The following is a 24,003-nucleotide window of genomic DNA, read 5'->3' on the forward strand; positions in this document are numbered from 1 at the left end:
AAAAAATAAATTCAATTTCTATACGCACTATTTCAAAGTTAAAATGGTATTATTTATTGGATAACCAGTAATGGATGGTTTTATACATATCTATTTTCCTAAAGAAAATTTTATTATTAAAAAAGGAGGGATTCCTAATTACAAAAACCTATCAGGAACCAAAGTAGTAGTTACCAAAGTAACTAAAAACGCAAATGGAAGTAGAGAAATTACTTTAAAAAGAGAAAACGATCACAAATTCTTTAATAGTATTTCTGTGGTTAAAGCTAATTATGAAAAGGCTATAGAAGAAAAGGAAATTCTTTTTGTTAAATAATTACAACTAAAAAAGCCATCCCTAGTTTAGCAGGATGGCTTTAACAAAAAGTTCAAAGCTTATATTTTAAAAAATTAATTATTAATACAAAGTATTAATAGCTGTTCTATCGGTACTGGTAAATTCTCCATCCTCTCCTGAACCAAAGCAAGCAAGCATTATAGAGTCTGCTCTATCAGAAGATGGTGTTCCTGGAATTAGTACAGCTCCTACTCCTGCAGTACCTTCATTAGAATTTTGACCACAACTCTGGCGTGATTTCCAATCTTGATGACGGAATCCAATACAGTGTCCTATTTCATGAGTCATAACATGCTCAATCACATTAGTATTATAAGCATCTGTACCTTGGTTAATCTGGATCCATTTGTAAGCTTTTCCTCCACTAGGAAAACCTGCAGATCCACCACCACCAGAGTCTCCATTGTTATAAACTACCATATCTGCATTTGTACTAGCTGAAAAACTAAGGGTAAAATTCAATGATGAATTTAATTCATTATAGTTATTAACAGCCCACTGTAAAGCTGTACGCATTTTACTTGTTAATGCATAACCAGAACCTGTATATCCTATAACACTAATATTTCTATTACCACTAGATACAAGGTTATTTGTTCTGTATTGCTTATTACCATTTGCTACATCTTCTAAATCACTAAATTTTTCTAGACCAGAAACTGGAATTGCAATATCTCCTGAAATTAAGAAATTATCTGAGGTCCCGTCAGGAAAGGTTACCTTATCTATTTTTACATCACTGGTATTTACTCCAAGATTGTTTAACTTTATAAGTTGATCTTTTGTTGGAGTTACCGCTACTTCTTGTGGAGCTTCCTTAAAAACTTCTTGTTTTTGGCAAGATATTACAAATCCTGCTGTTATAACACAAAGTGCTAAAAATTTGATTTTTTTCATTTTAATAAGTTGAGTTTGTGTAGTTACTAAACCAAAACACAGATAGTGTTAAAGACCTGTGTTTCATTTACTAATAAATTTAAAAATCTTTGAACTTTTTTAATTTTTCGAGTTGAAGATATGATATTTTTTTTAAATATTGTGCCAATTTTTTACACAATCCTTTGTAAATACGGATAAACCATAGGATTTATCTAATAAAAATACTAAAAAAAATATATTTTTTAGTGCCCGAAAAACCGATCAAATACACAACTGATTAGCTTTATTTATATAAAAAAGTATATAAATAAAAGGGTGAAAAAGAATATCGTATAAAATAAAGTAGGGTTCTACAAACAAAAAAAAGGAAGGTTTTTCTTACAAATCATAAAGTTTAGGATTGTTTTTTCTGTTATTTGAATATTTAACAACTATCCTTAAACAAGGTATATTTTATTATAAATATCTACTATTATATTTTACAGGGGGTCAATTCAATAAAAAAGCCATCAAAAAGGGCTATCGTTTTTTTATTTAAAACAAAAACCAATACCTCAAAAGCAAACTAATCTAATGAGGTGTGTTTTTGAAAATATATTTTGTTTTCGAAGCAATACAACAAGCCCCGAGGAATTAAAAACCTTTGGCAGAAGATTAATATTATACGATCTCTGCACTAAGACCAGCTTCTAGTAACTTAGAACATCTTGGCACCAGTTCTTCATAAACACCTGTTTTTACTGTACATTTTCCTTTATAATGCACCAACATAGCACATTGCTCTGCTTGTAATGCTGTATGATCGCAAGAATGAATCAACGTTTCTATAACGTGATCAAACGTATTTACATCATCATTATACAAAACGATCTCATTATTACATTGCTCTACAGGTTTTTCAAGAACTTCTTCTAAAACTTTTTCCTGAGTATTCATGAGGAGTAATTATTTTATTACAAATATAATAACTTAGAGGATTATACAAACTATTTAACATATAATTATAAAGTATAAGATGCTGCTACCCAATTATTTCTACTAATATGCTCAATAATTTTTAAACCATTTTTTTTGCATTCTTTTGTTATCATATCCAGATCTTCCTTATAAAACCCACTTACAAACAAAGTTCCTTTATTATTTAAAGATTGTACATAGGTTTGGATATCATTAAGCAATATGTTGCGATTAATGTTTGCTATAATTACATCATATCTTTTTTCTTTTAAGAGAGATGCGTCTCCTTCAAAAGCCGTAATTTTTTTACAATCATTGCGTTCTACATTTTCAACGGTATTTAAGTAGCACCAATTATCAATATCGATTGCATCTGTAGGTCCTGCGCCTCTCATTTCTGCCAAAATTGCTAAAATACCTGTTCCGCATCCCATATCCAAAACAGTTTTATTGTTTAAATCTGCTTTTAAAAGATGTTGAATCATCATGTGTGTTGTTTCATGATGTCCGGTTCCAAACGACATTTTAGGTTCTATAACAATATCATATTCTGTATTTGGTTTTTCATGAAACGGGGCTCTTACACTACAAATACCATCTACAACTATAGGATTAAAGTTTTTTTCCCATTCTGTATTCCAGTTTATTTGCTCTATTTCTTCTATGGTATACTGTATATCAAACTCTCCGGAACTTAGTACATATACTTCTTCCAGGATATCTTTATTCCATTCTTCTTTTTGGATATATGCATTTACCCCTTCTTCGGTTTCTACAAAGCTTTCAAACCCAATATATCCTAGCTCTGCAATTAGTATTTCTGATGCTGGTTGTATTGGTGAAAATTTAAAATAATATCCAATGTATTTTGTATTTGACATACTACTATTTTTATTCTATTATATACCACAAAGCACCTCAACATAATAAGGTGCCTTGCTTTTTGATTCACTAATTGTTCCTGTTAGATTGCATTAGCGATTACAGCAAAGCTTTCTGCATCTAATGCTGCCCCTCCTATTAATCCTCCATCTACATCGGGGTTTGCAAAAATTTCTTCGGCATTATCGGGTTTTACACTTCCTCCGTATAAAATAGAAACTTTATCTGCTACTTTTTCATTAAAAGCGTTTACAATAGTTTTTCTAATAAAAGCATGCATTTCCTGAGCTTGTTCTGGCGATGCAGTTTCGCCTGTTCCTATAGCCCAAACTGGCTCATAAGCAAGAATCACATTTTTCCAATTCTCTTCTGCTATATGAAAAACACCTTTTTTCAACTGGTTTTCTACCACCAAAAAATGGTTATTGTTTTTGCGATCTTCCAATTCTTCTCCAAAACAAAAAATAATTGTCATATCATGTTTTAAGGCTGTATTTACTTTACTTGCCAGCAATTCATCTGTCTCTCCAAAATATGCTCTACGCTCGCTGTGCCCTAAAATAACGGTCTCTACTCCTATGCTCTTAAGCATATCAACAGATATCTCACCAGTATATGCTCCGTTTTCTGCTTGATGTATATTTTGTGCAGCAACAGTAATAGACGAATCTTTTAAAATATCTACGGCATTACTTAAATTGGTAAATGCTGGCGCTACCATAATTTCTGTTTGAGATACATTGCTAAGCTTGGTTTTTAATTCTAAAAGCAAAGTTTTGGTTTCTGCCAGATTTTTATTCATTTTCCAGTTTCCGGCTACAATTTTTTTTCTCATTAATTCAAAATTTTATATGTGGTTAAAAGTGTGGTTACATTATTCAAAATAATTTAGTTCCTTATTTTTGGATCCAACCATCCATAAATTATATCAACAAATATATTGATTAGTATAAACATGGTTGCTATTACCAATACAGAACCCATTATTATTGGTAAATCTAAGGTATTTAAAGCGTTTACAATCTCTTTTCCCAATCCATTCCACCCAAAAATATATTCTACAAATACGGCACCTGCCAACATAGATGCAAACCATCCTGATATTGCAGTAACCACGGGGTTTAATGAATTTTTTAACGCATGTTTTTTTATAATTTGAAATAGGGACAGCCCTTTTGCTTTTGCTGTCCTAATATAATCCTGGCTCATCACTTCTAATAGTGAATTTCGCATTAATTGGGTAACTACTGCCAGTGGGCGTATGCCTAATACTATGGCAGGAAGTATAAGATTTTTCCATTGCATATATTTACCTTCCCCAAAATCATCAACTTCATATAAGCTACCTGTCATGTTTAAATTAGTATACTCCTGCAATATATAACCAAATAGCCAGGCAAAAATAATTGCACTAAAAAAAGAGGGTACACTCATTCCTAAAATGCTAAACAACTGGATTAATTTATCTGGCCACCGATCTTTTGTCAATGCACTTATGATACCCAAAAAAATACCTGAAACCATAGCGATACATATTGCAAAAAATGCAAGAATCGCAGTATTGGGCAAAGTTTCGGTTATTACTTCACTCACTTTTTTTCCGTTTTTCTGAAAAGACTCTCTTAAATATGGAAATTTAAGTACTACTACAACCTTGTTTACAGTAAACAAAGGAGTTGCTGTATATTTTTGAGGGTTATAATATGAAAAATCATCGGATTTTAAACTATGAAATGAAACTGGAGAAAGGTCGTTTATATAATACAAATATTGTGAAGAAACAGGTTTATCAAAACCATATTTCTTTCTCACATTGTTTAATTGTTCTTCTGTTTCATTTTGTCCAAGCATCATTTGGGCAGGATCTCCCGGAAGCAATGTAAACAATAAAAAAATCACAGTAACCACCCCCAACAGAGTAAGTAAAGTATATCCTATTTTACTAATGAGGTAACTACTCATATTACTATTATATTAACATTTGCTCATTAAATATTAAAGGGATAATTTATCTGCATCATTCCAGTGTAGTTTTTGTTGAATAACCCCGTATTTTAACTTTACAATCCCTGGATTGGATCGTATTACGGTTTTTAAAGCTGTTTCGTCTGTTGCAAAAAAATAAAAATCCAAATCGTACTTAGCTCTTATATGAGAAATATCATTTATCCCGGAAGCCGTAAGCCCTATTACTGTATATCCCTGGGATTTTGCCTTATCTGTTATTTCTTTAATTGCAGAAAAACCTTCCCCTTCACTTTTAGATAAGTTATAAGCAATTACCATTACGAGTTTTTCTTTTTTAAGAAACTCTACCGTATAATCCTTACCATTTTTTTCTATTGCAAAATCATGAATAGCAGGTTCATATCCTTCTTTCAATTCTTCTGTTTCTACGTTTATAAATTCCCCTTCTACTTTAGGGTAATCTCCACTGGTAGTTATAATTTTTTCCTCCCCATTAACATTAAACTTCCAATGATAAGCAAACTCTGCTTTTGGTGCTCCTTCAGGAACTTCCATACCTTTTAACATATCTGTTCCTTCTTTATATGCTCTAAAATCAAATACAGGTAAATGCATTAAAACATAATATGCAAAACCTAAACATAGCGTAAAAGAAGCAAAAACAATCCATTTATGTACTGAAACAGGTTGTATGGGTGTAATGTATTTTTTTCCAAAAAACAACATCAAAATCAAAACCAGTAAAATCAAATCTTTGGTAAAGGACTCCCATGGTGTTAATGGCAAAGCATCGCCAAAACATCCGCAATCTGTAACTTTATTAAAATAAGCAGAATAAAATGTTAGAAAGGTAAAAAACACTATCATTAATAAAAGGGACCATACTGTAAATTTAGGGAGATACCCTAGTATTAATGTAATCCCGAGTATGATTTCAAAAATTACTAAAAAAACAGCTATAAGCAATGCGTACGGAATAAGAAATTCTAAATTAAGAACGCCTTCTCCAAAGTATTCCTGAAGTTTATATGAAAAACCAAGCGGATCATTTAATTTAATAAATCCTGAAAATAAAAAAAGTGCTGCGACAAATATCCTACAGAAAGTAACTAATATTTTCATCTGTTATATTTTAATGTTTTTGATTATTATATTTCTACTTGGTAAGTACAAGTGGTAAATTTATTATTAAAAATCCCAGCCAGCACTACAACTTTACTATTCTTAATTATTTTTAACTGTAATTTGCACAAGATAACATGGTTTAAATCTTGTCACTTTTAGTTTAACAGTATTTTATGTTTCTATCTATTTGCTTCTCCAAGGTGAATCATGGCAAATACTGCATAATTGATTATATCTTGATAATTTGCATCTATCCCTTCGCTTACCAAAGTCTTTCCTTTATTGTCTTCAATTTGTTTTACCCTAAGCAATTTCTGAATAATTAAATCTGTAAGTGAACTTACACGCATATCTCGCCAAGCTTCTCCATAATCATGATTTTTATTCATCATTAAGGTTTTTGTTATATCTATGTGCTTATTGTATAACCCTGTAGTTTCTTCTGGAGATAAATCCGGCTGTGTGGCAACTCCTTTTTCAAGTTGTATCAATGCCATGACACTATAATTAATAATACCAATAAATTCTGAAACCTCACCTTCATCTACTTTACGAATCGTATTTTCTTGCAGACTACGAATACGTTGTGCTTTAATAAAAATCTGATCGGTTAAGGATGGTAATCTTAATATTCGCCATGCACTACCATAATCTTTCATTTTGTTAATGAACAAGTCCCGACATATAGTAATTACCGCATCATATTGTGTAGACGTATCTTGCATAAAACTGTTGAATTTTGCGTAAATTTCGCTTTAATATGGGAATTAAAAAAATGGAAGCCAAAAATTAATTATACTTAAGGATTTAAAAATCTTTATTATTATCATAAAAAGAAAAAATGATGGCACATCATTGTGTCTTAAATTTGGCTTCAAAAAACACACATCACATATAATGACTATCAATTGTAAAGGTTTTTTAATTAATTTGTCTACCCCAAAAGTAATGGGCATTTTAAACGTTACTCCGGATTCTTTTTATGATGGGGGCAAATATAAAAATGAAAATGAAATTTTAAAAAAAACAGAGCTAATGCTTAAAGAGGGAGCTACTTTTATAGATATAGGAGCATATTCCTCAAGACCAGGGGCAGACCATATTTCTATCGAGGAAGAAAAAAAAAGAATCCTCCCTGTAATACGCCTGCTACTCGGCAATTTTCCTGAAATTTTATTGTCTATAGATACGTTTAGAAGTGAAATTGCAAAATTAAGTATTGAGGCCGGAGCGGCATTAATTAATGATATTTCTTCTGGCAATCTGGATGACAAAATGTTACCAACCATAGGAGAATTAAAAGTACCTTGCATAATGATGCACATGAAAGGGACTCCAAAAACCATGAAATCGTTGGACCACTACAACAATCTAATGATAGATATCAATACTTTTTTTTCTGAAAAAGTGGCGGATGCCAGAAAATTTGGCATAAATGATATTATTATAGACCCGGGGTTTGGTTTTGCCAAAAACACATTACAAAACTTTGATCTTTTAAAACACATTAGCCTTTTAAAGTCCCATAATGTACCAATCCTTGCAGGCATTTCAAGAAAATCGATGATTTACAAAACACTAAACAATACTCCAGAGAAAGCTTTAAACGGCACTACTGCTTTAAATACCATCGCTTTACTTAACGGGGCATCTATTTTAAGGGTACATGATGTTAAAGAAGCCATGGAGTGTATTGCACTGGTCAATACTTATAATCAAGCCAATTAATTTGTTGTTTCGGCATCTATTTTATAGTACAAAGAACTAATATAGAATAAACATCAAAATTTCACTAATTTTTCTATTTTTACATAAACACCCAGGCATTTGGACTTAATCGATCTTAGAATACTAGACATACTTGATATTGTGCTCGTTGCCTTTTTATTATATTCTATATATAAATTAGTTAAAGGCACCGCTGCAATTAATATTTTTATAGGAATAGTTATTATTTATCTGGTTTGGAAACTCACCCAGTTTTTGGCAATGGAAATGCTAAGTAGTGTTTTGGGAGAGTTTATTGGGGTTGGAATGTTTGCTCTAATTGTAGTTTTTCAACAAGAAATACGAAAATTTTTATTAATGATTGGCTCTACTAATTTTGGAAAAAGACGCCAATTTTTAAGGCAATTAAAATTTATTCGAGATACTCCTGAGGATACTGTTACCAACATAAAGGCAATTATAAATGCATGTACTGAAATGGGAAAAACCCATACTGGAGCCCTTATTGTAATTAAGAGATCTACATCTTTGGATTTTGTAAAAACATCTGGAGATTCTATGGATATTCGTATAAACAGCCCTATTATTGAGAGTGTTTTTTACAAAAACAGTCCGCTTCATGATGGAGCTATGATTATTGAAGACAACCATATAGTAGCCACCAGAGCCATTTTACCAGTTACAAATGACAACAATATCCCTTTACGTTTTGGCCTACGGCATCGGGCAGCTGTAGGGATTACCGAAAAAACAGACGCTCTGGCTTTGGTAGTAAGCGAAGAGACCGGCAAATTATCTTATATCAGAAATGGAGAATTTGTTATTTTTAAAACAGACGAAGAACTTATAGATAAAATTAAAAAGGATTTAGCTTAATGAGTGATTTAATTACTATTACTAACTGCAAGAATTGCGGAAACCAAATAGAAACTTATAATTTTTGCCCTGGTTGTGGAGCTAAAAAAATTACCAATCGAATAACTTTTAAGAATCTTGTTTCTGAGTTTGTGGATCGCTTTTTTAATTTAGACAATTCTTTTATCAAAACGTTTATTCATTTATTTACCAAACCCGAAGAGGTTATTGATGGTTATATACATGGATTAAGGAAACGTTATGTAAATGCTTTCGGATATTTTGCTATCTCTATAACTATTACAGGGTTCTATGCTTTTTTAGTAAAAGATCGCATGTTTGAACTTATGACTATTGCCTTAAGTTCAATACCGCAAGAGCAAGTTGAAATACAAAAGAGTGTTTTAAATTATACTTTTCAATACCAATCTCTGATAAATTTTTTACTTATCCCTATATTAGCTGCTATATCTCGTTTGGTATTTCTAAATTATAAGAAATACAATTTAACAGAACATCTAGTTATTTATCTATACGCCTATTCCCATATAGTTGGTTTTATGGCTCTTTTTCTATTACCGGTTACATTTGCTATCGATAACATTTTCACCATAAGCCTAATTCAATATATCGTATACATCGGATATGTAGCATACGTTTTAAAAAAACTTTATAAAATAAGTCTAAAAAAGATATTAATTAAAACACTACTATTTATTGGCATTATCAGTTTTCTATATATCACAATAATTATTATAGCAGGAGTTATCATCGGATTAGCACTAAATAAATAATTATTACAATATAGACTAATCGGAAACGTTTGCAAACTGTACTTCGTAAAGATTTTTATAATATCCATTTGCAATTTCCAGCAATTCGTTATGACTACCTTGTTCTACAATTTTACCCTGATCCATTACAATAATCTTATCGGCATTCCTAATAGTTGCTAGTCTATGCGCAATAACGATAGATGTCCTGCCTTTGGTGATTTTATTGGTTGCATCTTGTATTAATTGTTCGCTATAAGAATCTATAGAAGATGTTGCTTCATCCAATACTAAAATTCCCGGATTGGTTACATAAGCTCTTAAAAAAGATATTAATTGTCGTTGCCCGGAGGAAAGCATAGCTCCTCTTTCTTTTACATTATAATGATACCCATTAGGCAGACTGCTTATAAAATCGTGAATCCCAATTTCTTTTGCTACTTGGTGTACTTTTTCTTCAGGAATATCGGGATTATTTAATGTTATATTATTAAGAATGGTATCTGCAAATAAAAACACATCCTGAAGCACTACTGCTATATGGTTTCGTAATGATTTTAAATCAACAGATTCGATATCAACATCATCTACAGAAATCACACCACTATCCAATTCATAAAATCTATTCAACAAATTAATGATTGTAGATTTTCCTGCACCTGTAGCCCCAACTATTGCCACAGTCTCCCCCGGATTGACCGTAAATGAAACTCCTTTTAAAATCTCTTCCTCTTTAATATAACTGAATCGTACATTATTGAAAGTAATTTTACCTTTTACATTTTCTAATAATATATCTCCTTTGTTTTCAATTTTAGAATCTGTATCCAAAATAGCAAATACCCGATTAGCTGCAACCATACCCATTTGTAAGGAATTAAACTTATCTGCTATTTGCCGTAAAGGTCTAAAAAGCATCTGTGACAACTCTATAAAAGCTATAACTACCCCTAATGTAATTACATCTCCTTGTGCTGCCCTTAGCCCCCCAAACCAAACTATTAACCCTATAGCTATAGAACTGGACATTTCTGCAATTGGAAAAAATATAGAGTTGTACCAAACGGTTCTTATCCAGCCTTTTTTATGTTTTTCATTAATTTCTTTAAAAATAGAATACTCTGTTTCTTCTCTTGTAAATAGTTGAACAATCTTCATACCTGTAATACGCTCCTGAACAAAAGAATTCAAATTAGACACCTGGGTTCTAACTTCTTCAAAAGCAATCTTCATTTTTTTCTGAAAAACTCTTGTAGCATACAAAACAAAAGGTAATATAATCAAAACCAACAAAGTAAGCTGCCAACTCTGGTATAACATATAGCCCAAAATAACAACCATTTTTAACAAATCGCTAATAATCATAAACAATCCCTCGCTAAAAATGCTTGCTATTGTTTCAATATCGCTTACTGCTCTGGTTACCAATCTGCCTACTGCCGATTTATCATAATATTGTTTTTTAAACCCCAACATGTGCTTAAATAACCTGACCCTGATATCTCTGATAACTTCTTGCCCAAGTAAATTAGCAAAGTAAATAAATAAAAATTGCGAGATAACTTCCAAAAACAAAACACCTAACATCAAGCTAATAAAGAAAACCAAAAGCTCGTTATCTTTAGGAATAATGGTTCTGTCTATTGCCTGCTGTAATAAATAAGGTCTTAAAACAGAAAATGCAGACAATAATATAGCTGAAAAGCATACAAAATAAAAAACAAACTTATAAGGATTAGTATACCTAATCAATCTTTTAAAAAGTTTAAAATCAAAAGCATTACCGCTCTTTTTTGCCATCTATTTTTTATATATTATTTGGGGATATTCTATAGCGGTCAAATAAAGACCATGCGCAGGAACAGAGTACCCTGCTTTACTTCGGTCTTCACTTTTAAGAATTGCTATCAATCCCTCGTTGTTTAACTTATGTTCTCCTATTTCAATAAGTGTTCCTACAATCGCTCTTACCATATTTCTTAGAAAACGATTTGCCGAAATTTTAAAAATCAATTGATCTCCATTATTTTCCCAAACGGCATTTGTAATGGTACAATTATACGTTTTTACATCGGTTTTAGACTTACTAAAGCATTTAAAATTAGTGTAGTTTAACAGTATTTTGGCAGCCTCATTCATTGCATCCACATCCAACGGTTTCTTAAAATAGTAGGATTTATAAATACCAAAAGGATCTTTTACAAAGGATATATGATACTCATAAGACCTACTGGTTGCATCAAAACGGGCATGGGCATTTTCCTGAACAAGATATACTTTTTTAATTGCGATTTCAGATGGCAAAATAGCATTGAGCTTATACTGAAGCTCATCTGTTATTAAAGATTCTTCATAATCAAAATGTGCCATGATCTGCTTTGCATGAACACCTGTATCTGTTCTGCCTGCCCCTGTTATATCAATCTTATTTCTAAGCACTGTAGATAAAGATTTTTCAAGGACCTCCTGAACCGAAATCGCATTAGGCTGTTTCTGCCAACCATGATATGGGGTGCCATTATATGAAAGTTCTAAAAAATATCTCATTATAATATGTCATACAAAAAACCAGAAAAAATTTCATCCTTCAATATTTTATATCATCAAGATTTTCCTATTCCTCTAATTTTTCAGTACAATACTTTATTTTTGCATAAAACTAAGCGCAAATATACTTTATAAAATAGAGACCAAAGTTATAATTTGTATTCAGTTTTCCCTATCATTCTATAACGCATTATTATTTCAATTTTGAAAAAGATACTTTTACTTAGTGATACTCACAGCTATATCGATCAACGCATTTTGCATTATGCAAAAGAAGCTGATGAAGTATGGCACGCAGGGGATATCGGGGATCTTAAAGTTACTGATGCAATCGAAGCAATAAAACCTCTTCGTGCTGTGTATGGAAATATCGATGATGACAAAGCCAGAATCAACTATCCTTTAAATTTGAGATTTGTATGTGAAGGGGTCTCGGTCTGGATAACCCATATAGGAGGATACCCTCCTAAATATAATATAAATACGAGAGATGAAATTAAAACCAATCCTCCCCAATTGTTTATTTGCGGGCATTCGCACATCCTTAAAGTTATTCCAGACAGAAAAAACGGGGTATTACACATGAACCCGGGGGCAGCAGGAATATATGGGTTTCATAAGATAAGAACAATGTTGCGGTTTACTTTAGATTCTGGAAAAATTGAAAACCTTGAAGTCATTGAGTTAGGAAAAAAATAGAAACCCTTAATAATTATTGGTCAACAATCTCAAGCCCACCAGATATGTTTTTGATAAAGATATATTTTGTTTTTGAGGCTAACTTTGAAAAAATCAACCCCTTGATGAGGTATTAAAAATAAAACCCGGAGTTGGCATACTCCGGGTTTTAACGCACTAATACTACTAAGATCTTAGGTTTATCGTAATCGATCTACTGATTTTACAAGATTCTCATCCTTTTTAATAGCCTTATTGGCCATTACTAATAAAACGATAGAAATAACAGGAATGATCATCCCAATACCTTTCTCAGAAACATGAGCTTCTCCAGATACCGTTAGTGACCAATAAACAAATACTCCTAGTAAAATAAAGTTTAATAAGATATTGATACGCCCCAATACAAATTGAAGCTTTCTATTTTTAAATAAAAACACCGAAATTAAGGATAATATTGCAGATCCCACAAACATTGTCAAAAGAAATGGTTCTGTTTTTGAATAAAGTGCTACTGCATCTTTATCTAACCCATAAGGCAAATACATACTCAATCCTGCTGATACAGCAGCTGCTAATACTAAATATATGGTTTGAACTCTTTGTAACATTATAATTTTCCCTTATGAAAAAGCAAAAATAAGAGTTTCTTTTTACAAATATATGCAAATAATTAAAAATAAAGTTGTATACTTGCATCACAAAATCTGTAACCTTCTCAACTAAGGTTACTTACCTTCAAAATAAAATTTTCCTAGAATTCTTCTTTTGAAAATTTATACCTAAACGTAAATTATATAACAAATTTAAATGTTAGAGATTTCTGAATTAAAAGCAAAAAAGCTTCCTGAACTGCAAGATATTGCAAAGAACCTTAACGTACCTAAATATCGTACCTTAAAAAAACTAGACTTAGTATACCAAATATTAGATTACCAAGCAGCAAATCCTAATAAGGTAAAAGAAGTGATTACAGAAGATTCTTCAGAAAAAACATCTTCTGAAAAACCAAAATCCAATATTCGCCCAAGAAGACCTCGTGCTACGAGACCCGAAGAAACCCCGATTCCTGTAAAAAAGGAAACGAAAGCTCCTCATGAACACAAAAAAGAAACTCCTGTTTCTGCTACTGTTTCAAAAGAGGAAAACATTGCCAAAAATAACGAAAACAGCGACAGAGCCAAGCCTCTTCCTAACAAGGAAGATAAAAAAGATAGCCGAAACCGAGGCAATGACAAATCTCTGCCAAACAAACCCAGAAACACCAACAACAATCCTAATAAAAAAGATAGTGGAAATCGGGATAATGGAAACAGAGACAACGGAAACAGGGACAACGGAAACAGAGATAATGGAAATCGGGACAACGGAAACAGAGACAACCGAAACCGATACAAAGAGCCTGATTTTGAATTTGACGCTATAATCGAAAGCGAAGGTGTTCTTGACATTATGCAGGATGGATATGGTTTTTTAAGATCCAGCGACTACAACTATCTTTCTTCACCAGATGATATATATGTATCGCAATCACAAATACGTCTTTTTGGATTAAAAACAGGAGACACCGTATTAGGACAAGTAAGACCCCCTAAAGAAGGTGAAAAATACTTTCCCCTTATTAAAGTAAACAAAATTAACGGTCTTGACCCGCAAGTGGTGCGTGACAGAGTATCTTTTGAGCATTTAACACCATTATTCCCTCAGGAAAAGTTTAATATAGCAGAAAGACAAAGCACAATATCCACAAGAATCATGGATCTTTTTGCACCAATAGGTAAAGGACAACGTGGGATGATCGTATCTCAGCCCAAAACAGGTAAAACTATGCTACTTAAGGATGTAGCCAATGCAATTGCCGCAAATCATCCCGAAGTATACCAAATGATCCTTCTAATCGACGAAAGACCAGAAGAGGTTACCGACATGCAACGCAATGTAAAAGGAGAAGTTGTTGCTTCAACTTTTGACAAAGAAGCTAATGAACATGTAAAAGTCGCTAATATTGTTCTTGAAAAAGCAAAAAGACTAGTAGAGTGCGGTCATGACGTAGTAATACTATTAGACTCTATAACCCGTTTAGCCAGAGCATACAACACTGTACAACCAGCTTCTGGAAAAATACTAAGTGGAGGTGTAGACGCAAATGCTTTGCACAAACCAAAACGTTTTTTCGGAGCCGCTCGTAATATTGAAAATGGTGGTTCTCTTACCATAATTGCAACAGCTTTAACTGAAACAGGTTCAAAAATGGACGAAGTAATCTTTGAGGAATTTAAAGGAACCGGTAACATGGAACTTCAACTGGATCGAAAAATATCAAATCGCCGTATTTTTCCTGCCATCGACCTTACCTCTTCAAGTACGCGCCGCGATGACTTATTACTTGATGACACCACAATTCAAAGAATGTGGGTAATGCGCAAATATCTTGCAGATATGAACCCAGTAGAAGCAATGGAATTTATCAACGATCGTTTTAAACAAACCAAAAACAACGATGAGTTTCTTATCTCTATGAACGGATAACAGATCAGAGCAACAAAAAATAATCAAAAAAGGATATGGCTGCCCAAATGGACAGCCATATCCTTTTTAACCTCCGCTTAACAAACCACCCCAAACCATTATTTCTGCATATTTTAACTATTTTTAACACACAGTTTGAAAGTTTATTGCAAAGAAAAAGACCAAGTACAAAAAACACATATTGTTATGAAAAACATACTATATATATTATGGAGTATACTTTTATTGTTCTCCAGCTGCCAAAGCAATAGCCAACCCACCAACAAAGAAAAAAAAACCAAGAACATCTCTCCCGTACAAGTCAAATCAATTAACGGATTGGAAAGAGCTTATTTTGCCAGCGGATGTTTTTGGTGTGTCGAAGCTATTTACGAAAGTCTGAAAGGAGTTGAAGAATCCGTATCCGGCTATTCTGGCGGTCATACCCAAAACCCTACATACCAAACAAGCAACACAGGCAGAACCGGACACGCAGAAACCGTAGAAATTATTTATAATCCAAAAATTATATCTTTTTCTACCCTGATAGACGTATACTTTGGATCTCAAAACCCCATCCAAATTAATGGGCAAGGACCAGATCATGGATCGCAATACAGATCTATTATTTTTTATCAAAACGAAGAACAAAGAAAAATAATAGAAGAAAAAAAAGAAGCTCTTTCCAAAAAAATAAACAGAAAAATAGCAGCAGAGATACTTCCTTTTCAAAAATTCTGGAAAGGAGAAGCATATCATCAGGATTATGAAAAACGAAATCCCGACAATCCATACATACAAAATATATCTATACCAAGATTAAAAAAGTTTCAAACCAAATTCCCTGAGCTTCTAAAAGAAAGGCACTAAAAAAAAGATACCCAAATCAATCAAAATATCGCCACTGTTATACCCACACCAAACCAAAGCCTTTTATACTTTGTACCCCTTAACTTACAAAACCGACTAGGATCTTTAAAACCATAAATTAAATCGGTTATAACAACAAAAAATATCGTTGAAAAACACAAATAAGTGAAAAGAAATTAATATTTTTACATAAATAAATTAAAAACAAGTTGTGTTTTTCATATTAAAACATTACTTTTGAGTCTGATTTAATAGTTTTCTTTTCAGTAATTTAATCAAAAACACTGAAGTTATACTAAAGCAAACATAGCTTAAGTTGTTGAAAACAAGGCGATTAAATATAAAATTGTTCTTTAATAAAGTGAGTTTTTTAATCCTTTTGACAAATGTTTTAAAAAGCAGAAAATAGAGCTAAAATGCTTTTGGCATCTTTTTTGAAGATCAAATTTTGACGGTAAATTATATTTTTTTAATAAATTTAAACTAAGAAAATAATAATATAACAATAAGAATTATAACCCAATCTACTTAAAAACAAGCGATATGAAGTCTATTTTTACATTTATTCTGCTTTTGGTGATTACCTTCTCGTCTGCTCATGCTCAAGATGGGCAATACTTAATGTCTTCTAACAAATTGGAAGTTCGAAGTGGTCCTGGCCTACAATTTAATACTATTGCCGAAGTTCCTCAAGGAACCCAGGTATATGTAATGAGTTCTAACTACGGAGACTGGAGTGCTATACAGTACAAAAGTATGAACGGTTTTGTTATTACAAAATACTTAACCGAAGACAGCCGAATTGCAGATGCAGAAAGAGCATCAAAAGAAGCAGCAGCAAAAAGAGAAGCTGCAAAGCAAGCAGCAGCACAAGCAATTGCACAAGCTGAAGCAGCAAAAAGAGCCGCAGAAGAAGCAGCAAGAAAAGCGATTGCTGAAGCAGAACGCTTAAAAAGAGAAGCTGAAGCAGCAGCAGCAGCAGCAATTGAACAAGCTGACGCAGCAGCTAAATCCAAAGATGCAGCTGCAAGAAGAGCTTTGGCAGATACCGAAGAAACAAGAAAAGCTGTTGAAGAAGCTCAAAGAAGAGCCGCAAGAGGTGGTGACTTAAGCTCTACACCAATAGAGTCTACAACTCCTTCTTATGGATCATCTTCTAATACTAGTAGTAATACTAGCACAGCATCCAGTAACAGTTCTCCTAGATCCGCTTCTATTGAAATATCCAGAGAAGACAAATATTCTAGTTGGGAGAAAAAGACATATAAATCTGGTGCTACTCCAACATCATTTAATTTTAAAGGTAAGTTTGATTATAAGTTAGACAATTATCTTAAAATAAAAGTTGGTAAAAACACAGAAGTAGTAGTTAAAATGTACAAAATGGGTAAAACCGAAGCTGATGATGAGTTAGTTCGTGTAACCTATATTAACTCTAATACTACACAGTTTATCAGAAATATCCCTGAAGGAGAGTACTACCTTAAAATTGCATACGGTATAGACTGGAGAGAAACTATCGTAGACGGTAAAAAGTTTGGTACATTTACCAAGAATGCCTTATATGAAAAGAGCGAATCTATACTAAACTTTAACACTGTTAAAACATCAAAAGGTATTAACGTTCCTTCATATAACTTAGCATTGGATCTTACTAGTGGTGGATACGATGCCGGTGGTCAAGAAGACAATATTACTAGCGAAAAATTCAACGAAAATTAAGAAACACATTTAATCACCAAAAATAAATGTAACTTTATAGAAAAGTCTGAGATTCCTACATGAATCTCAGACTTTTCACTCTAATATAGTTCTAAAAAGCAACCATATATGGTTGCTTTTTTGCATTAAAATAATCTATCCTACGGCACAAATAGCACCTAACAGAATAGAGACACATACTAAATATGCTTTACTTTTTTTAAAAAAGCATCACACCATATTATTTTATGGCATATTTATTAGATTTTCGCAAACAAGTTATGTTCAAAGGTCGGTAATAAGTTTGGTTTTCCGGTAGCTAAACCAAATAGAACCCAAAACTACCATAAACAATCCATCAACCAAGGTGGATCCGGATGCTTTGCGCAAAGCATGTAGAAGATTATCCTGACCTTTATCAATTTGAAGTTGACCAAATATACATGCCAAAATAGCCCTACAAGCGCGATGTTGTTATACATATATATATTAACAAAATGTACTTTGTTGTTGATACTCCAGGGATAGAGACCATAACACAAAAAAGAAGTGTTATACCAATAAAAACTGGCACACCGGCTTCAGGCTTCAAATTAATTAACAACCCTGTTATTGCAGTTGACAAAGTTACATTTTACAAAAGGAATGAATGCTCTGTAAAGGATACAAAGTAAAAGAGCATACGTAATAGCTCCGATTTTAATCTTACAAAAAAGAAAGACGAAAATTTGATTATGACCCTGACAATCTTTTTTCTATTTTGGTTTAAGCCGGATCATCAATGTTGTTTAGTTAAGGATATATTCAAAATTCTTTGTCACACTGAGCGAAGTCAAGTGCTTTTTAATTTGTTATATTATAACTGATTGACATACCTAATTCTTTCTCAATTCTGACAATATTTCTTTGTTTATTCACCATTATTTTTTCCAGATACACTTCAATCCCTTTTTCTCAGACAACTAAAAAACTGAGTTTCTGTCTTAAAAGCTTAACCGGATCATGCAATAGAACTTCGTCATAAGACTTTAAGATATCATGTTTTAGCACGGCATTGCTATGGGCAGGTAAATAAAAATAAAGTGTAACGGTTGTATTTGCAGTAGACTAAAAGGGATAATAGATTTTCTATTACATAATCTAAAATAGTATTTTAGATTTGAAACAAAACTAATAAATTGTTTCTTTTTCATCTGTTCTTCATTAAAAAGCTTGTGCCAGATTTGATCTGGCACAAGCTTTTTATCTTTTCTATATGTATTATTATTTAAGACCGCTACGGTGTCTTTCTCTTGCCAATAATGTGTTTTTAAGCAACATGGCAATGGTCATTGGTCCTACACCACCTGGCACAGGGGTAATAAAAGAAGCTTTTTTGCTTACGTTTTCAAAATCTACATCTCCTACAATCTTATATCCTTTTGGATTAGAATCGTCTGCAACTCTTGTTATCCCAACATCAATGACTACAGCATCGTCTTTTACCATTTCTGCTTTTAAGAAATCAGGAACTCCCAATGCAGAAATCACAATATCTGCCTGAGAAATGATTTGGGTAATATTTTTTGTATGACTATGTGTTAAAGTAACTGTAGAATTGCCCGGCCAGCCTTTTCTTCCCATTAAAATACTCATCGGTCTACCAACAATATGGCTTCTACCAATAACAACTGTATGTTTTCCTTTGGTATCCACATTATAGCGCTCTAGCAACTCTAGAATTCCAAAAGGAGTTGCCGGAATAAAAGTTGACATATCTAATGCCATTTTACCAAAATTCATAGGATGAAAACCATCTACATCTTTATCCGGATCTACAGCTAGTAATACTTTTTGTGTGTCGATTTGTGGTGGCAAAGGCAGTTGAACTATAAAACCATCTATATCCTCATTTTCATTCAGTTCTTTTATCTTAGTCAGTAATTCAATTTCACTAGTTGTACTTGGCATTTTAACCAAGGTAGACTCAAAACCTATTCGTTCACAGGCTCTGACTTTGCTGCCTACATAAGTTAAACTAGCCCCGTCATTACCTACCAAAACTGCTGCCAAATGTGGTACTTTTTCTCCACGTTCTTTCATTTTAAGAACTTCTGCAGCTATTTCATCTTTAATATCATTACTAACTTTTTTACCATCCAATATTTCCATTCCCCTTTTTGGTTTCTTTAATTGATTAATATGTTTATAATAAAATTTTGTGGTTATTTCATTTTACCCATCATTTGCATCATCCGTTTTCCGCCGCCGCCCTGCATCATTTTCATCATCTTGCTCATCTGGTCAAACTGCTTCAATAATTGATTTACTTGTTGAATTGAGGTTCCTGAACCTGCTCCGATACGTTTTTTTCTACTAGAATTAATAATTTGTGGCTTAGTTCTCTCTTCAGGGGTCATAGAATGTATAATTGCTTCAATATGCTTAAAGGCATCATCATCTATATCCATGTTTTTCATCATCTTTCCTGCTCCGGGGATCATTCCAATAAGGTCTTTCATATTCCCCATTTTCTTGATCTGCTGAATTTGTTTTAAGAAATCATCAAATCCAAACTGGTTCTTTGCTATTTTCTTTTGTAGTTTTCTGGCTTCTTCTTCATCAAACTGTTCTTGCGCTCTTTCTACAAGAGACACAACATCCCCCATCCCCAGAATACGATCTGCCATACGAGAAGGATAGAAAACATCAATAGCTTCCATTTTTTCTCCCGTACCAATAAATTTAATAGGTTTATTAACTACAGATTTTATAGATATTGCTGCTCCACCTCTGGTATCTCCATCCAGTTTAGTTAAAATTACCCCATCAAAATTCAATACATCATTAAAGGCTTTTGCCGTATTAACTGCATCTTGCCCGGTCATAGAGTCTACAACAAACAAAGTTTCGTTAGGTTGGATAGCTTTATGTATATTTGCTATCTCTGTCATCATTACTTCATCTACAGCCAAACGTCCTGCTGTATCTATAATCACCACATTATGCCCATTTGCTTTTGCGTGTGCAATACCTGCTGTTGCTATTGCAACAGGATCATTATTTCCTTTGTCGCTAAAAACTTCTACATTAATCTGTTCTCCAACTACATGTAACTGATCTATTGCAGCAGGTCGATACACATCACACGCTACAAGAAGTGGTTTCTTTGTTTTTTTTGTTTTAAGAAAATTAGCAAGTTTTCCAGAAAAAGTTGTTTTACCAGATCCTTGTAAGCCAGACATTAAAATAACCGATGGCTTACCCGATAAGTCTATTCCTGCAACTTCGCCCCCCATTAACTCTGTTAGCTCATCTTTGACAAGCTTCACCATTAATTGCCCGGGCTTTAAGCTTTTTAAAACATTTTGTCCTAATGCTTTTTCTTTTACAGTAGCAGTAAATTCTTTTGCTATTTTATAATTTACATCGGCATCTACTAACGCTCTACGAACCTCTTTAAGTGTCTCTGCAACATTTACTTCGGTTATCTGCCCATGCCCTTTTAAGATATGTAAGGCCTTGTCTAACTTATCACTTAAATTATCAAACATATATTTCTGGTATTTTCAAAACACTATCTTTATCGATAGATTGGTTGCAAATTTAAGAATTTGAAGTGTATAAATAAAGTATACATTTGCAGAATTATATATAACCTTGTGAATTAAAGTTATTTTGAGAAATTTATGGCTCTAGGGTTTTTAAAGATGCTTAACTCCACCATAGCTTACTATTTCCTCTCCTCCTACGACTTTTACTGAATTTTTAGTTATCTCGAATCCTTTGCTCTCAAAAAAAGGCCGGGTAACTTCATTTACTTGGGTAGTGAGAGTTTTAATACTCGAATCTCTGGCTACTTCTTCAATTTTGGTATATAAATCACTAGCTATACCTTGTCCATGATAATTCATGTGAACAAAAATATATTCAATATTACCTTTTGTATCCATTGAAAAAGAACCAACAACCTCACCATTTAATTTGGCATTATAAATAAAATCATTTTTGAATTTTTCTTGCCAATATGTTTTATTTACAGCTAACTGAGAGTAAATTTTTATTTCAGATTTTGTAAACAACTTTGTTCCATAAGTTATTACCGTTTGGTAAAACAAATGTTGCATTAATGGTAAATCCTGAAAAGTTGCCCGAGATATATTACAATACATGTTACTAAAATAAAAAACAAATCCTTTACTTTTATAATCTTGTTTGATTTTTATCCCGGTTAATAGACAAAAGAGGTAAGAAAACCGCTATTTGGTTAATTTTTTCAAAACCTGAAACAAAAAACAACAGACAAATCAAAGATTTACATTCTATCAGGAACATCAATCCCCAAAAGATCAAATGCGGATTTTATGGTATCCCCTACTAATCCGGAGAGTTGTACTCTAAATATTTTTTCTTTATCTGTATCTGCTCCAAATATAGATACATTTTGAAAAAATGAATTATAGCTTTTTACCAGATCATAGGTGTAATTAGCAATTATGGCAGGACTATGTTCATTTGCTGCTGTCTGAATAATCTCTGGATAATATTCTAATTGCTTAATAAGCTCTTTTTCTTTTTTGTGTAATCTTATATCCATAACATTATCCTTGTAATCAAAATTTGCTTTACGCAAAATTGCTTGAATTCTGGCATAGGTATATTGTATAAATGGTCCTGTATTGCCTTGAAAGTCTACAGATTCTTTAGGGTCAAAAAGAATACGCTTTTTAGGGTCTATCTTCAAAATAAAATATTTTAAAGCCCCAAGACCAATAATATTGTACACTTCATTCTTCTCTTTCTCTGTATATCCTTCTAATTTTCCCAGATCTTTAGATATATCTCCTGCCGTAGATATCATTTCTGCAATAAGTTCATCTGCATCTACTACAGTACCTTCTCTGCTTTTCATTTTACCGCTAGGCAAATCTACCATCCCATAGCTTAAATGATATAATTGCTCTGCCCAATCGTAGCCTAATTTTTTTAGTATTGCAAATAACACATTAAAATGATGATCTTGTTCATTCCCAACAGTATAAATCATCCCCCCAACATCAGGATTATCCTTAATACGCTGTATTGCTGTACCTATATCTTGCGTCATATATACAGAAGTGCCATCACTTCTTAATACTAGTTTATCATCTAGCTTTTCTTCACTTAAATCACACCAAACAGATCCGTCTTCTTTTTTATAAAAAACACCATTAGCAAGTCCTTCTTCGATATTATCTTTCCCTAATAAATAGGTGTTACTTTCATAATAATAACTATCAAAATTAACTCCTAAAGCTTTGTATGTTTGATCAAAACCTTCATATACCCATTCATTCATCATTTTCCATAGTTGTACAACTTCTTCATCTCCTGCTTCCCATTTACGAAGCATATCCTGAGCCTCTAATATAAAAGGCGCTTCCTTTTTTGCTTCTTCTTCTGTTTTCCCTTCTTTTGCAATTAAATGTGCTATCTGTTCTTTATATACCTGATCAAATTTTACATAATAATTACCAACTAATTTATCTCCTTTAAGTCCAGTAGATTCTGGTGTTTCGTGGTTGCCATATTTTTGCCATGCCAACATAGACTTACAAATATGAATACCTCTATCATTAATAATTTGAGTTTTATATACTTTTTTACCACTCGCTTTTATTATCTCTGCAACAGAATATCCCAAAAGATTATTCCTAACATGACCTAAATGCAATGGTTTATTAGTGTTTGGCGAAGAGTACTCAACTATTACAGCCTTCTCCCCTTTCTTCGGAGATACAAACCCATATTGTTTATCTTCTTTAATTTTTGAAAAAAAATCAAGATAATAAAAATCCGAAATAACTAAATTAAGAAACCCTTTGACAACATTATAATCTTTTATTTCTTTTACATTTTCTACCAGGTACTTACCTATAGCTTCTCCTATCTGCACAGGATTTCCTTTTACTACACCAAGCATAGGAAATACAACTACTGTAATATCTCCTTCAAATTCTTTTCGGGTTGCTTGTAGCTCTACAGTCTCCAGGTTTGCATCAAACAATTGTAATATTGCTTCTTTTACTTTACCAGAAATGGTTTTTTGTAAACTCATTTTATAAAAAATTAAGCTACAAAGATAGCAGAAATTACAGAGTGTTCTATGTGTTTTGATATCATTTCATTTTATTACCCTTAAAAATTGAATAGTAAATAATCAAAGTGTAATCTCAA

At 32.6% G+C, this 24,003-nt stretch carries 22 protein-coding genes; 8 read left to right on the top strand and 14 right to left on the bottom strand.

Annotation, left to right across the window (positions count from 1 at the left end; translation table 11 throughout):
- The first annotated feature begins 70 nt into the window (after nt 1-70).
- Nucleotides 71-316 (top strand): hypothetical protein, encoded by a 246-nt coding sequence (locus tag ACZIYX_RS15265; RefSeq protein WP_462683122.1) that lies wholly within the window; start codon nt 71-73, stop codon nt 314-316.
- A gap of 81 nt (nt 317-397) precedes the next feature.
- Here ACZIYX_RS15265 and ACZIYX_RS15270 read toward each other — a convergent pair whose 3' ends face one another.
- From ACZIYX_RS15270 to ACZIYX_RS15300, 7 genes are all read right to left on the bottom strand, one after another.
- Nucleotides 398-1,234: a M57 family metalloprotease gene (locus tag ACZIYX_RS15270; protein ID WP_462683123.1), complete on the bottom strand. Its 837-nt coding sequence runs from the start codon at nt 1,232-1,234 to the stop codon at nt 398-400.
- 642 nt (nt 1,235-1,876) lie between these two features.
- The gene (locus ACZIYX_RS15275; protein ID WP_462683124.1) at nt 1,877-2,152 is read right to left on the bottom strand and encodes an ATP-dependent Clp protease adaptor ClpS; all 276 of its coding nucleotides are present in this window, start codon (nt 2,150-2,152) and stop codon (nt 1,877-1,879) included.
- Between the two features lie 65 nt (nt 2,153-2,217).
- Complete coding sequence (gene prmA / locus ACZIYX_RS15280; RefSeq protein ID WP_462683125.1) at nt 2,218-3,054, bottom strand: 50S ribosomal protein L11 methyltransferase; 837 nt, start codon at nt 3,052-3,054, stop codon at nt 2,218-2,220.
- 83 nt (nt 3,055-3,137) lie between these two features.
- Nucleotides 3,138-3,890 (bottom strand): triose-phosphate isomerase, encoded by a 753-nt coding sequence (gene tpiA / locus ACZIYX_RS15285; protein ID WP_462683126.1) that lies wholly within the window; start codon nt 3,888-3,890, stop codon nt 3,138-3,140.
- A 53-nt stretch (nt 3,891-3,943) separates the two neighbouring features.
- Nucleotides 3,944-5,017 (bottom strand): ABC transporter permease, encoded by a 1,074-nt coding sequence (locus ACZIYX_RS15290; protein WP_462683127.1) that lies wholly within the window; start codon nt 5,015-5,017, stop codon nt 3,944-3,946.
- Between the two features lie 33 nt (nt 5,018-5,050).
- Nucleotides 5,051-6,145 (bottom strand): BT_3928 family protein, encoded by a 1,095-nt coding sequence (locus ACZIYX_RS15295; RefSeq protein WP_462683128.1) that lies wholly within the window; start codon nt 6,143-6,145, stop codon nt 5,051-5,053.
- Between the two features lie 182 nt (nt 6,146-6,327).
- Complete coding sequence (locus tag ACZIYX_RS15300) at nt 6,328-6,873, bottom strand: DUF1599 domain-containing protein (RefSeq protein WP_462683129.1); 546 nt, start codon at nt 6,871-6,873, stop codon at nt 6,328-6,330.
- A gap of 172 nt (nt 6,874-7,045) precedes the next feature.
- Between ACZIYX_RS15300 and folP the strand changes: the two genes are divergently transcribed.
- The 3 genes from folP (at nt 7,046) to ACZIYX_RS15315 (ending at nt 9,525) form a co-directional block, all read left to right on the top strand.
- Nucleotides 7,046-7,876: a dihydropteroate synthase gene (gene folP, locus ACZIYX_RS15305; RefSeq protein ID WP_462683130.1), complete on the top strand. Its 831-nt coding sequence runs from the start codon at nt 7,046-7,048 to the stop codon at nt 7,874-7,876.
- A gap of 99 nt (nt 7,877-7,975) precedes the next feature.
- Nucleotides 7,976-8,752, top strand: a complete 777-nt coding sequence (locus tag ACZIYX_RS15310; protein WP_462683131.1) for a diadenylate cyclase — start codon at nt 7,976-7,978, stop codon at nt 8,750-8,752.
- A complete protein-coding gene (locus ACZIYX_RS15315; RefSeq protein ID WP_462683132.1) occupies nt 8,752-9,525 on the top strand; it encodes a DUF3667 domain-containing protein in 774 nt (257 codons plus the stop codon). Before ACZIYX_RS15310 ends, ACZIYX_RS15315 begins: the two co-directional genes overlap by 1 nt.
- 15 nt (nt 9,526-9,540) lie before the next feature.
- On the opposite strand, the gene ACZIYX_RS15320 is transcribed toward ACZIYX_RS15315, so the two are convergent.
- The gene (locus ACZIYX_RS15320; protein ID WP_462683133.1) at nt 9,541-11,304 is read right to left on the bottom strand and encodes an ABC transporter ATP-binding protein; all 1,764 of its coding nucleotides are present in this window, start codon (nt 11,302-11,304) and stop codon (nt 9,541-9,543) included.
- Nucleotides 11,305-12,051, bottom strand: a complete 747-nt coding sequence (gene truA, locus ACZIYX_RS15325; RefSeq protein WP_462683134.1) for a tRNA pseudouridine(38-40) synthase TruA — start codon at nt 12,049-12,051, stop codon at nt 11,305-11,307.
- Between the two features lie 204 nt (nt 12,052-12,255).
- On the opposite strand from truA, the gene ACZIYX_RS15330 reads away from it, so the two are divergent.
- Complete coding sequence (locus tag ACZIYX_RS15330) at nt 12,256-12,750, top strand: metallophosphoesterase family protein (protein WP_462683135.1); 495 nt, start codon at nt 12,256-12,258, stop codon at nt 12,748-12,750.
- A gap of 179 nt (nt 12,751-12,929) precedes the next feature.
- On the opposite strand, the gene ACZIYX_RS15335 is transcribed toward ACZIYX_RS15330, so the two are convergent.
- A complete protein-coding gene (locus ACZIYX_RS15335) occupies nt 12,930-13,340 on the bottom strand; it encodes a DUF4293 domain-containing protein (RefSeq protein WP_462683136.1) in 411 nt (136 codons plus the stop codon).
- Between the two features lie 199 nt (nt 13,341-13,539).
- Between ACZIYX_RS15335 and rho the strand changes: the two genes are divergently transcribed.
- The 3 genes from rho (at nt 13,540) to ACZIYX_RS15350 (ending at nt 17,829) form a co-directional block, all read left to right on the top strand.
- Nucleotides 13,540-15,258, top strand: a complete 1,719-nt coding sequence (gene rho / locus ACZIYX_RS15340) for a transcription termination factor Rho (RefSeq protein WP_462683137.1) — start codon at nt 13,540-13,542, stop codon at nt 15,256-15,258.
- Nucleotides 15,259-15,444: 186 nt separating this feature from the next.
- Entirely contained in the window at nt 15,445-16,107 is a 663-nt protein-coding gene (gene msrA / locus ACZIYX_RS15345) for a peptide-methionine (S)-S-oxide reductase MsrA (RefSeq protein ID WP_462683138.1), read from the top strand.
- 543 nt (nt 16,108-16,650) lie between these two features.
- Nucleotides 16,651-17,829, top strand: a complete 1,179-nt coding sequence (locus ACZIYX_RS15350) for an SH3 domain-containing protein (RefSeq protein WP_462683139.1) — start codon at nt 16,651-16,653, stop codon at nt 17,827-17,829.
- Between the two features lie 1,242 nt (nt 17,830-19,071).
- On the opposite strand, the gene ACZIYX_RS15355 is transcribed toward ACZIYX_RS15350, so the two are convergent.
- The 4 genes from ACZIYX_RS15355 to argS all read right to left on the bottom strand — a co-directional run bounded on the left by ACZIYX_RS15355 (nt 19,072) and on the right by argS (nt 23,884).
- Nucleotides 19,072-19,959 carry a bifunctional 5,10-methylenetetrahydrofolate dehydrogenase/5,10-methenyltetrahydrofolate cyclohydrolase gene (locus ACZIYX_RS15355; protein ID WP_462683140.1) on the bottom strand — a complete coding sequence of 296 codons (888 nt, stop codon included), beginning with the start codon at nt 19,957-19,959 and terminating at the stop codon, nt 19,072-19,074.
- A gap of 53 nt (nt 19,960-20,012) precedes the next feature.
- Entirely contained in the window at nt 20,013-21,341 is a 1,329-nt protein-coding gene (ffh, locus tag ACZIYX_RS15360; RefSeq protein WP_462683141.1) for a signal recognition particle protein, read from the bottom strand.
- A gap of 150 nt (nt 21,342-21,491) precedes the next feature.
- Nucleotides 21,492-21,959, bottom strand: a complete 468-nt coding sequence (locus ACZIYX_RS15365; protein WP_462683142.1) for a GNAT family N-acetyltransferase — start codon at nt 21,957-21,959, stop codon at nt 21,492-21,494.
- A gap of 143 nt (nt 21,960-22,102) precedes the next feature.
- Complete coding sequence (argS, locus tag ACZIYX_RS15370) at nt 22,103-23,884, bottom strand: arginine--tRNA ligase (protein ID WP_462683143.1); 1,782 nt, start codon at nt 23,882-23,884, stop codon at nt 22,103-22,105.
- Nucleotides 23,885-24,003: the final 119 nt, after the last annotated feature.

This window comes from Aquimarina sp., assembly GCF_977115655.1.